At 40.3% G+C, this 11,571-nt stretch carries 15 protein-coding genes; 1 reads left to right on the forward strand and 14 read right to left on the reverse strand.

Annotation, left to right across the window (positions count from 1 at the left end; genetic code table 11):
* Positions 1–409: 409 nt before the first annotated feature.
* The 12 genes from SD31_RS15570 to SD31_RS11980 all read right to left on the reverse strand — a co-directional run bounded on the left by SD31_RS15570 (position 410) and on the right by SD31_RS11980 (position 7,338).
* Positions 410–1,111, reverse strand: coding sequence for a FecR family protein (locus SD31_RS15570; RefSeq protein ID WP_231561539.1), 702 nt, complete (start codon positions 1,109–1,111; stop codon positions 410–412).
* A gap of 131 nt (positions 1,112–1,242) precedes the next feature.
* Entirely contained in the window at positions 1,243–1,587 is a 345-nt protein-coding gene (locus SD31_RS19310; protein ID WP_231561540.1) for an RNA polymerase sigma factor, read from the reverse strand.
* Entirely contained in the window at positions 1,574–1,792 is a 219-nt protein-coding gene (locus SD31_RS19315; protein ID WP_231561541.1) for an RNA polymerase sigma factor, read from the reverse strand. Before SD31_RS19315 ends, SD31_RS19310 begins: the two co-directional genes overlap by 14 nt.
* Positions 1,793–1,912: 120 nt before the next feature.
* Positions 1,913–2,881, reverse strand: coding sequence for an MBL fold metallo-hydrolase (locus SD31_RS11950; RefSeq protein WP_039054300.1), 969 nt, complete (start codon positions 2,879–2,881; stop codon positions 1,913–1,915).
* The gene (gene coaE, locus SD31_RS11955; protein WP_039054301.1) at positions 2,871–3,470 is read right to left on the reverse strand and encodes a dephospho-CoA kinase; all 600 of its coding nucleotides are present in this window, start codon (positions 3,468–3,470) and stop codon (positions 2,871–2,873) included. Before coaE ends, SD31_RS11950 begins: the two co-directional genes overlap by 11 nt.
* A gap of 3 nt (positions 3,471–3,473) precedes the next feature.
* Positions 3,474–3,779: a hypothetical protein gene (locus tag SD31_RS19320; protein ID WP_231561542.1), complete on the reverse strand. Its 306-nt coding sequence runs from the start codon at positions 3,777–3,779 to the stop codon at positions 3,474–3,476.
* 61 nt (positions 3,780–3,840) lie between these two features.
* Positions 3,841–4,422 carry a hypothetical protein gene (locus SD31_RS19325; protein WP_231561544.1) on the reverse strand — a complete coding sequence of 194 codons (582 nt, stop codon included), beginning with the start codon at positions 4,420–4,422 and terminating at the stop codon, positions 3,841–3,843.
* A gap of 72 nt (positions 4,423–4,494) precedes the next feature.
* Entirely contained in the window at positions 4,495–4,806 is a 312-nt protein-coding gene (gene yajC / locus SD31_RS11965; RefSeq protein WP_039054302.1) for a preprotein translocase subunit YajC, read from the reverse strand.
* Positions 4,807–4,819: 13 nt separating this feature from the next.
* Complete coding sequence (locus SD31_RS11970; protein WP_039054303.1) at positions 4,820–5,257, reverse strand: DUF1573 domain-containing protein; 438 nt, start codon at positions 5,255–5,257, stop codon at positions 4,820–4,822.
* A 32-nt stretch (positions 5,258–5,289) separates the two neighbouring features.
* Positions 5,290–5,985, reverse strand: a complete 696-nt coding sequence (gene nusB, locus SD31_RS11975) for a transcription antitermination factor NusB (RefSeq protein ID WP_316929867.1) — start codon at positions 5,983–5,985, stop codon at positions 5,290–5,292.
* Position 5,986: 1 nt separating this feature from the next.
* Positions 5,987–6,181 carry a hypothetical protein gene (locus tag SD31_RS20990; protein WP_316929868.1) on the reverse strand — a complete coding sequence of 65 codons (195 nt, stop codon included), beginning with the start codon at positions 6,179–6,181 and terminating at the stop codon, positions 5,987–5,989.
* 89 nt (positions 6,182–6,270) lie between these two features.
* Positions 6,271–7,338 (reverse strand): Glu/Leu/Phe/Val family dehydrogenase, encoded by a 1,068-nt coding sequence (locus tag SD31_RS11980; protein ID WP_039054304.1) that lies wholly within the window; start codon positions 7,336–7,338, stop codon positions 6,271–6,273.
* Positions 7,339–7,497: 159 nt separating this feature from the next.
* Here SD31_RS11980 and SD31_RS11985 point away from each other — a divergent pair, with 159 nt between their 5' ends.
* Complete coding sequence (locus tag SD31_RS11985; RefSeq protein ID WP_039054305.1) at positions 7,498–9,276, forward strand: ABC transporter ATP-binding protein; 1,779 nt, start codon at positions 7,498–7,500, stop codon at positions 9,274–9,276.
* Positions 9,277–9,343: 67 nt separating this feature from the next.
* Here SD31_RS11985 and SD31_RS11990 read toward each other — a convergent pair whose 3' ends face one another.
* Positions 9,344–9,973 (reverse strand): YceI family protein, encoded by a 630-nt coding sequence (locus SD31_RS11990; RefSeq protein WP_039054306.1) that lies wholly within the window; start codon positions 9,971–9,973, stop codon positions 9,344–9,346.
* A gap of 100 nt (positions 9,974–10,073) precedes the next feature.
* Positions 10,074–11,399, reverse strand: coding sequence for a UDP-N-acetylglucosamine 1-carboxyvinyltransferase (murA, locus tag SD31_RS11995; protein WP_039054307.1), 1,326 nt, complete (start codon positions 11,397–11,399; stop codon positions 10,074–10,076).
* Positions 11,400–11,571 lie beyond the last annotated feature (172 nt).

The raw sequence follows: 11,571 nt of genomic DNA on the forward strand, positions 1-11,571 counted from the left end.
TTGTTAAACGATTTTATTTACAAGTTGTACAGAAGAGTGGCGGCTCTTCTGTTATCTYTTTTACTATACGTTTCGTCTATTGTATTAMCCTTCTTCCCTCTAGTTCTGATTTCATAATTTCTAAATTCTATAAATACTCTTTAACGCCGTCACTACATCTACGTCCAAATTCAGACGTCCGGAATAAGGTTCGTCATCCTTAATTTTTTTTCTTAAAGTACTATCTCTACATTATATATTTTTCAACCTCGAAATCAGATATGGAAGTGTGGAGTTGTCCAATGACCAATTGCTTTTTGGTCCACATGATATCATTCCTTTAGATTGTACGGTTCCAAGGTCACCACCTTTAGTTCATTCATAGCTTATACGTCGACCTGCTTACCGCTATCCTACCGCCTTAAATTCGTTATTGTCTGCTGCTAAGCGGACTTTTTCCCGTAATGAGATCTAGTGAGGTCATCTTATCTTCTTCATAAGAAGACAGATTAAAACTAGTTCCCAACACTTTAACCTCCGAGTTGAATGTATGAATCGTAAAGGGCTTGCCGTTAGTTGCAATATCAAAATATCCTTCTCCATCCAAATAGGTTTCTCTATCGTGCTGCAACATATTGTTTCGGAAAGTAAACAAAGAACCTGCATTAAGCCATACTTTGGAGCCGTCTGACATAATTATCTCTTTACGAGATCCATAGGGCACATATATGGTAGTATATTCCGCTTCACGAGTATCTATAGCATCAATATGTATAGAATCGAGGTTGGCCATCTGTTGCCATCCTTCCTTATATATTTCCCATGCATTTCCTCTCGCATCAGCACTCAAAATTGTGGTCTCCTCTTTGCCTCGAACTAGTTCTTTATGCTTTTCAGATACTTCTACCACACTAAGAGATGGACTTTCCTTCATAATGTTGCTCTGATAATACAACCATAGTCCGGAAAGACTACACAACACCAGTATAGCGAAGGTTTTACTCCAACGCACTATACGTCTTCTCCTTCCCGATTTGACAATCTGGGCAAAAAGATTATCCTTTTCCTGCTTATCCAGCTGCTGTTTCTTATCGTGGAATAGGTTATGAATTGGTTCTTCCGTCTTTTTCACGTTAGCTTTTTCTATATAGAGCAAGCCACAACAATTTTATAGACATTTTTTTCAAAAAAAAATTTCATTTTTTTTTGAAAGCTCTAAATAAAATGCACTAAACAGCCTTAAGCGGCTTGCTGAAGAGTTTTTTAGACAAGAATAAGAAAAGATTTAAGTGTAGAAAATTCGAGTTTGAGCTGACGTATGGCACGGAAAGACAGTGTACGACAGGAAGCTATGTCGACTTTCATCGCTTCTGCTATCTCCTCATAACTCAAGCCTACATAATACTTGAGATAAAGCACTTCCTTCTGTCTCTTGGGAAGTTTTTCGATTTTCTCTCGTAGCCGCTGTATGTCAAGTTCTACGCCACCTTCGCTAAAGAGGTTGAGTTCGTAAGAATTGGCCAGTTCCCATTCTTCTAAAGTTTCTTCATAAATAAACCGGCCGGCTTTACTTTTAGAGCGAAGAATATCTCTCCTAAGAAGAAGCAAACAAATAAAATTTGATGTTAACCTTCTTCGCTATGCGCTTGTTGTCAAATAACCGGACAAACAAATCGTGAATACAATCCAATACGAGCTCTTTATCACCACAGATGTTCATCCCATAATCAAACAGATCATCTACATAAGTAGTATAGATCTTTTGAAATGATTCTATGTCGCCATCAATAAATTTCTGCCAAGATGGTATCATAATGAATTTCGGAATATCTAAATATTGTGGTGCTTTTAGGTTTATATTCCAAAATTAATAAGATTGCGGAAAAGACAAAATTTAGAGTACTTTAATTTTCTGTAAAAAAACTTTAAACCGTTATACGCTACGCTTCTTCTTGAAAATATTTCGGACAATGATCTTATCGGCATAATGTTCTTTCAGTAGGGAGCCGTCTCCGTGTACGGTCCAAATTTCACGCGGCTGTACTTTACTTATATAAATATTGAGCTCCCGCCAGTCTATATGATCTGAAATATAAAGTGACATATCGTTGGCGTGTTGGAGACGCTCCCAGCCCGAAGCAAACACACGGACGATATTTTTAGCCCGAAAATAACTATTGAAAGCAATAGGTGGTACCAAGTATACCTTATGCTGCCCTTCTTTTAATATTTTGCGATTGTATATCTCATAATTCAACTTCACAAAGCCTAAGGAATTATAAAGCCTATGTATAGGAGTGATAGAATGGTGAGTATAGACTTTTTTATCAGGACAGTGGATATTGATAAGGTATGTTAAACGTTGTGCTTTCCCCAGACTGTAACAGCCCAGCATGATATTCAAAGAGGTAGTGTTAAGCTTTTTAATTTCTTCGACAGGGTCAGGATGGACTATCTCAGGATTGGCGAAAGTAGTTTCAGTAATAAGGACATCGGCCTGCATGTAACCTATTGGCTCGCAGGTACGATCCTCCTGCAGCTTATAATCTCCCGTATACAGATAGCGGACTCCTCGGTAGGTCATTACTATCTGTGCCGAGCCTAATATATGTCCGGCTGGGATGAACTCTATTTCCACCTCTCCGATATAAAATTTTTCCTTAAACTGCTTAATATGGTAAGATTTTATAGGCTGCTGCACAAAGCGGTACTGCATGAAAGCTGCAGTGGGAGCTGTAGCGAAGATATATGCATGGCCTGGCACAGCATGGTCTCCATGCGCATGAGAAATCACCGCAGTGGTCACAGGATATTTAGGATCTATATAAAAGTCCCCATACGCACAGTAAAACCCAAACTCATCCTCTATGATAAAATCCTCTAAAATATCCTTATTTACCATGAATGTTTATTAACTGTTGATGTATAGTATAAATCTGTGGAATCAAAGGCTGCTTGCCGTCGTTGACTATGGTGAAGCTAGCGTATTTCTTTTTCTCTTCATCTGTCATCTGTTTGTGCATCCTTGCCAGAACATCTTCACGTGAAACGCCATCGCGCGCCATAACACGAGCAATGCGGAGCTCCTGCGGAGCAACAACCAGAATAGTAAAATCCAACGTCTTGTAAGAACCGCTTTCGTATAGCAGTGCAGCCTCTTTGAGACTGTAGGGAAAGGTTTGTCGTTGCGACCAATCTACCGCATCTTGGATTACTATGGGATGCACTATACCATTAAGTTGTTGTAGCTTATCGCTGTCGTTGAATACCTGTTCGGAAAGCCATTTGCGGTTCAACATTCCCTGTGCATCATAGACCTGCGGTCCGAAAGCCTGCATCAACCCTTCTCTAATATGGGGATGCGTATTCATAAGTCTTTTTGCTTCTTTGTCCGCATCATAGAAAGGAACCCCCAACGTTTTGAAAATCTTAGAAACAAAACTCTTTCCTGAACCGATACCCCCTGTTATACCTACTTTTATGGATTTCATAAATTACTTGCGAATGAAGAAGTCTACATTTTGTGGTTCTATCTTAACAATCTGTACAAAATCAGGCATCTTGACAATGCGAACAGGCAAACTTTTCACATGCTTATCTTCCCAATGTTTTAAGTCTACTACGGCCTCAAAATCGCTGGAAGTCCATTTAGCATAATCCTTCAGGGACACCATCACCGTAAGCATCACCTTACTAGGAATGATGCGTACAGACGTATAACGGCTGGCATTGATTGTCTTTATAGGCACCTCGATGATCTTTTCCGTCAGCTCCCCCACGGGGATGACTACCTCGGTCATACGCGGATAAATGGTGATGTTAGCTTTGTTGCGTGTATTTATGCGCGCTATGGTACGTATGTCAGTGAAAACCTGTTCGCCACGGATGGTATCCGTTTCGAGATACTCGATATTTCGTATGTCTTCTGTGGGGCCCGTTATGGTTACCGATAGAAGGGGTTGTCCTAGTATCGCCTATGATGCTGAATTGCTTTTTGAAGGAGATAGCCGTCGGCACACGTATAGGCACCTTTTTCTGTATCTGCCTTGAAAAGTCGAAAAACAAGGTGTCAGGAGATACCGCAATAACACGTTTCTCATTGGGGAACTGTTTGTTTATAAATCCAATCTGATTAGAGAAAACGATAAAATTTCGGGTATTCAACCCACTCAGATCCACCTGAATGTTAGCCGTATCGGCATTAAGCTTGGACATCAGCACATGCCATCCGCTCATCTTGATTTTTATATTTACCGTATCGGACTGTAATGGATGAAAAGCTCTATTTTCCGGAAGGTTGACATACTGAATTCCTGCCTTAATTGTGAAAGTATATTGGTTGGAGACAGCGATAAGCAGCCAAGCTAAGAAAGAGATAATAAGACATCTCAGAAAAATATTGATTTTCCTTCGCTGTATTTTGTTAAATCTACGCTGCCTCATATATCACAAAGTTAAAATAAAAAAGCCATTCTACAGGATAGAATGGCTTGACTTCCTTTGATTTATTTTTAATTACTTTGTCGTATTCGCATTTAGAGCTTTAGAAGCATCCAAAGAAATCGCTGACTTGTCGAAACGGATTTTCACGCCAGAACCTACATCGATTAAGAAGGTAGTATCTGAAACTTCGACAATACGGCCGTGAATACCTGCTGTAGTAACTACTTTAGAGTTTACAGTAAGTTCTTCGATAAATTTCTTGTGTTCCTTCTGCTTTTTCATCTGTGGTCTAATCATAAAGAAGTAGAATACTACAATGATTAGTACCATCGGCAACATGCTCATAAAACCGCCGCTAGCTTGTAATAAAATTGTCGATATCATAATTTTTAATATGTTACTTTTCTACAGTTCCTTTTAATTGCACAGTTGTCACTGCATTTTCAGCATTCGAAGATACGGTAATGATTTTCTGTTGTACTCCTCCCTGCCCTGCACTGTTGAACTTCACCTTGATCTCTCCTTCTTTTCCTGGTAAGATAGGATCGGAAGTATAATCCGGAGTTGTACATCCACAAGATGCTGTCACCTGTGCTAGGATGACAGGCTCTGTCCCTTCATTTGTAAATCTGAAAACATGCTCTACGACTTCTCCTTCTTTGATGGTTCCGAAGTCATATACCTCTTCAGCAAAGACAATCTTTCCTTTACCTCCTTTAGGTTCTTCTACATTGTTTTCTATCGTATCAGCATTGTTACTGTTTTCACGCTGTTGGCTGTTGTTACACGCCATCAACATCGAAAGTGCTAAACCGGCAAATAAAAGTTTTTTCATAGTTTTATTCGTCTTTTAATCCTCTTCCGGACTTATGAATACGTCCCTGTTTTGTTCAAATCAGCGAGTATTTTATCCAGAATACCATTGATAAATGTATTGCTTTTCAAGGTACTAAAAGTTTTTGACAATTCAATATACTCGTTGATCGTCACTTTCACCGGTATTGATGGAAAGTTCAGCATTTCGCTTATAGCCATTCGCATCAAAATAGTATCCATAAGTGCTATACGGTCGGCCTCCCAGTTTTTTGTCTTTTCGGCAATCATTTTATGATATTCGTCCGCATAGCGTATTGTTGTTTTGAACAGATTGGAAATAAATTCCGAATCTTCATCCCAATTTGGTGTGAGGTCGGCAAGTTTGTTCTGTGTCGGATTTTCCGAACTGAAGTTCTTGAATGTTTTTGCAACCATAGCTTTCAACACCTCTTTGTCTACCGACCAGTTGATAAATTTCTCTTCAAAGACTTGCTCGATATCCACCGACTTTAGGATGATTTTTTTGAAGATATACTTAATGATATCTTTTTCGGCAGCGATACTTCTGTCTTCCTGTTGAAGATACTCCAGATAGGTATCCGAATCTTTCAGTTTAGCAAAGACAGAACGCACGATTTCAGGATCAAAATCCCACGACACCTTATATTTTTTTACCAACTCCAGATAGTCTCTATTTTGACGCAGTGACTCAATAAATGTATTGCTATTGAGTTTGGTAGTCAACATTCTATCTTTCTCTGTTGGAATGATATTTTGCGGCACGACTTTCAGCATCTATGACTACATATTCTGCCACTTCGTCCAGTAAACTCAATGTCCAGATGTACATCTCATTTACCTCTTCCACACTCTTGAAAAGTACCTTCTCAAAATCCTTAATTTGTTTATCCTCCGATAAACTGTACGCGTATAGCGTCTGCATTACCTTAACTCTAAGGTGTCTTCTATTTAACATAAGTATAAGAACGATTTATTTATAAAGAACGATTCCTTGTGAATAACAATATGCTGTTATCTCTTAAGCTTAGCCATATCGGAAATACGTTTTTCTGCTAGCTGTTTCGCTGCCTCATATGTTGTGATATTTTTTTCTTTAGCAAGTTGGAACACATGACGTGTTGCTGTATAGATATTACGTATTAACGATTCTGTACGTTCGGTACCATAGCCTTCAAGTTCAGAATAACAGCTGATTAAGGCTCCGGCATTAATCAAGAAGTCCGGCGTGTAGAGGATGTTATGTTCTTTCAACAATTGAATGGTTGTTTCCTCATCCTTCAGCTGGTTGTTCGCCGATCCGGCAATGATTTTACAACGCATCTTAGGTACGGTATCCGGATTTACGGTTCCACCCAAAGCACAAGGGGCATAAACATCAATGTCCAGTTCGTAGCTTGTAGCATATTGAATAGGCTCTGCCTTGTATTTAGCGGCAACCTTCATCTTGCGTTCTTCCGTCATGTCTGACACGTAAACACGTGCATTTTCAGCTCTAAGCATAGAAACCAAATGTTCGCCCACCGAGCCAACACCTTGTACGGCCACCTTGCGTCCCGCCAAAGAATCGTCACCATACAGCTCTTTGATGGCGGCCTTGATTCCATAGAATACGCCGCGGGCAGCAAAAACCGTAGTATCCCCTCCTCCATTCATAGAAGTTGGAAGACCTGCTACGTAGTTGGTTTCCGCATATATATATTCTAAATCTTTTTGTGTTGTTCCTACATCGATAGAAGCAATGAAATTACCGTTCAAGCCTTCGACAAACTTACCAAAACGGCGCATCAACACTTCCGACTTATCGGTACGGTTGTTTCCTATAATGACAGCACATCCACCTCCTAGATTCAGCCCCGCCAATGAAGCTTTGTAAGTGATGGCTTTAGAAAGACGCAACGCATCTTCGATAGCCTCCTTCTCAGATTCGTAAGGCAACATACGAACCCCGCCAATCGCCGGTCCCAACGTTGTGTCATGAATAGCTACAATTGCTTTAAGACCAACCTGTGGATCATTGCAGAAAAATAGATTCTGATGATCCGCCTGTGACATAAGATTAAAAATAGTGGAGTTTTGCATACCAAATATTGATTCTAAATCATCCAAAAATAGGATGTACAAAAATAACAAATAAATCGTATTAAAAATGGCTTTTAACTTATTTATGAAACTATTACCTAAATCCTACTTTTGACCGACATAATTTTAAACTTAAAGCAGTACCTTTGTTAAAATAATATGAAAGAGCTATCATATCTTAATAAATATTTTTACAAGTATAAGTGGCGTCTGATTCCGGGAGTGTTGTTCGTCATCATTTCCAACTTCTTCGGTGTCTTGCCTGCTAAGGTTATCCGTGAGGCTTTCGACTTGGTGAAAGAAAATATTGACCTATACAAGCTTTACAACGACTTTGACAGTCAGGCTGCAATTTTCAGCACCATCGGCAAAAGTCTTCTGTATTTCGGAATAATAGTATTGGTATTGGCTCTTCTTCGGGGTATATTTTTGTTTTTGATGCGTCAATCTATCATTGTTGTCTCCAGATATATAGAGTATGACCTGAAAAATGAAATCTATCAGCACTATCAATCATTGGATTTTGCCTTCTTCCGCAAAAACAACACGGGAGACCTGATGAACCGAGCTACGGAAGATGTAAACCAAGTACGCAACTATCTGGGGCCGGCCATCATGTATACTATCAATACCGTGACGCTATCGGTGATGATCATCTATGCCATGTATGATGTGAATGCTAAGCTGGCTACCTATGCTCTCTTGCCTATTCCCATCATATCGTTGCTTATACTTTTCATTAACAAAATCATCAACCAACGAAGCACACGTATCCAAGCACAGCTGTCGAAGTTATCCTCTTTCGTGCAGGAAACATTTTCCGGCATCCGGGTTATAAAAACTTATGTGCAGGAGCAAAACAAAATTGATGAATTCGTTAAAGAGAGCAACACCTATAGAAAATCGGCCTTGGACTTGGTGCGCGTACAAGCCATCTTTTTCCCCTTGATTATCTTCTTAGTGGGATTCAGTACCATCATCACCGTATACATAGGAGGTATTGAAGTCAACAACGGTAACATAACGGCAGGAAACATTGCAGAGTTTATCATCTATGTTAACCAACTGACCTTTCCTGCTATGGCTTTAGCCTGGGTGACCTCACTGATACAGCGTGCTGCCGCATCCCAAAAACGCATCAACGAGTTTCTCAATACAAAATCCGAAATCACCAATGGATCCCTCCGTCGGTCCCTATCTGGTGACATCGAACTACGAAATGTCTCTTTCACCTATCCGGATACCGGCATAAAAGCGCTGGACAACATCAACCTTACCGTAAAGGCTGGACAAACCGTAGCTATCATCGGCAAGACAGGATCCGGCAAAAGTACCTTGGCAAACCTTTTGATGCGCATGTACGATGCGGACCAGGGCGACATCCGGTACGATGGGATTAACATCAAAGAATACGATTACCGCAACTTACGGAAACAGATAGGTTTTGTACCACAGCAGGTATTCCTATTCTCGGATACCATTACCAACAACATTGCTTTCGGGCTAGATAAGTTCACCACAGAACAAATAGAACAGGCAGCAAAAGAAGCTGCTGTTTACGACAATATTAAAGCGTTCGAACATGGTTTTGAAACCCATATCGGCGAGCGCGGCATCACCCTTTCTGGAGGTCAGAAACAGCGCGTTTCCATAGCTCGAGCATTAGTGAAAAATCCGGAGATTCTGATTTTCGACGACTGTCTTTCGGCTGTAGACACAAAAACCGAAGAGGAAATTCTGCATAACCTCAGTCGTATCATGCAGAATAAAACGTCAATATTCATAGCCCACCGCATTTCTACCATTAAGAATGCAGACCACATTATCGTCTTAGACAACGGAAAAATTATTGAAGAGGGTAATCATGAAACACTACTAGCTCTCAACGGTGAATACGCAGAATTATACGACAAACAGCTACTACAGGCTGAAGAATAAAATACATTAGAAAACACAAAAGGCTCTGTAGAATTACAGAGCCTTTGTTTATAGTAGAAAGTCAAAATTATTTATTCGCTACCACATTCACTTTGAAATTGATTTCTTTAGAAATCAAGTCATCTTTTTTGCCTTCATAAGTTACCCCCCAATCTTCACGGGCGATGTTGAAATCTGCTGAATATTTTACTGTATTATCTGTAACCTCTTCAGCTTTAGCGTCAAAAGTGATATTCTTAGTTATACCTTTGATAGTCAAGTTGCCTGACACCACTAAATCTGAAGGTGTAGCGCCAGCCTTCACCTCTGTAATTTCGAAAGAAGCCTCAGGGTACGTTTCCACAGCAAAGAAATCATCAGCTTTCAAGTGGCCGTCCAATTTTTCTTTCCATTCACCTTCCAAATCAGTGGAGCTGATAGTGTTCATATCCAACACAAATTTACCTCCCTTGATAACGCCATTCTCTACAATGACATTACCTGACTTGATGGCTACCGTTCCTGTATGAGAGCCAGTAACCTTAGTTCCTGTCCACACCACAGAAGATTGAGCTGTGTCTACGGTAAATGCATCTCCTGAAACTTGATTTTCAACAACTACAGAGTCTTTTGTATCAGCTTTTTTCCCTTCCGGATTTCCAGCACATGAAGCTAAAACTAGGGCAGCCGTAGCTGCTAATAATGTAATTTTCCTCATCTTCGAACTCGTATTATTAATAGTTTGACTACCAATAATAAAAATAATATTGTTAATTCTTATCGTATTACAAAATAAATAACATTAAGACGACAATTCCTTAATGACTCAAGGGCTGCGCTTCTATACGCTTGATATCTGCACCCAAGGCTCTCAAACGCTCTTCGATATGTTGATATCCACGTTCGATCTGCTCAATATTGAAAATCGTTGACTTTCCTTGCGCCGAAAGGGCAGCAATCAACAAAGAAACACCGGCACGGATATCCGGAGAAGACATGGAGATACCACGCAGCTGCGTCTGCTTATTCAATCCGATTACCGTTGCTCGGTGTGGATCACAAAGTATGATCTGTGCGCCCATATCGATCAGCTTATCCACGAAGAAAAGGCGGCTTTCAAACATCTTTTGATGAATCAACACGTTACCTTTGGCCTGGATAGCTGTCACCAGAACTATACTCAACAAGTCAGGGGTAAAACCTGGCCATGGGGCATCCGAGATAGTAAGGATAGATCCATCGATGAAAGTGTCTATTTCATAGTGATCCTGCGCAGGAATATAGATATCGTCACCACGAAGCTCCATTTGGATTCCCAAACGCTTGAAAACGGAAGGAATAATCCCCAATTGGTCGTAGCACACGTCTTTAATCGTAATTTCCGATCCTGTCATCGCTGCCATACCGATGAAAGAGCCAATCTCAATCATATCGGGAAGCATGCGGTGTTCTGTACCGCCCAGACGCTCCACCCCATCTATGGTAAGAAGATTCGAACCTATACCTGATATTTTGGCCCCCATACGGTTCAGCATCTTACACAACTGCTGCAGGTAAGGCTCACAGGCCGCATTATAGATCGTTGTAGTTCCTTTGGCTAATACTGCCGCCATCACGATATTGGCTGTACCTGTAACAGAAGCTTCATCCAAAAGGATATAGGTACCTTTCAAGGCGGAAGCATCCACATTGAAAAACTCATTTTCTGCATCATAAACAAACTTAGCACCGAGTTTTTCAAAACCTAAAAAGTGTGTATCCAGACGGCGACGCCCTATCTTGTCACCTCCCGGCTTAGGGATGGCAGCTTTGCCAAATCTCGCCAAAAGCGGTCCTACGATCATGATAGAACCACGAAGTCCTCCTCCCTTCTGCTTAAATTCTTCCGAAGTGAAATAATCTATGTTGATGTTCTTAGCCTGGAACTCGTAAGTATCTTGGTTGACTCTGTTGACTTCCACTCCTAAAGAAGCAAGCAAGTCGATCAGCTTGTTCACATCTTTGATGTCAGGCACATTGCTGATGGTCATCTTCTCTTCGGTTAACAGTACAGCCGACAAGATTTGCAACGCTTCGTTTTTCGCTCCTTGAGGAATGATCTCTCCCTTTAATCGCTTACCGCCGTGTATTTCAAATGCATTCATAGACAATGGATGTTTATTAAACGAAATAAGTAACCAACTTGAAGATTAGTTACTTATTTCTACCAAATAACTAGTTATTAAAGCTACTTATTTCTTGTGGTTATTATTCTTTGTTTTCTTTTTATCGTTTTTCTTCTTCTTGTTGTCCTGCCGCCAATAAAAACCAGCAACA

It is taken from the genome of Sphingobacterium sp. T2 (assembly GCF_000814685.1).
GTDB lineage: Bacteria > Bacteroidota > Bacteroidia > Sphingobacteriales > Sphingobacteriaceae > Sphingobacterium > Sphingobacterium thermophilum.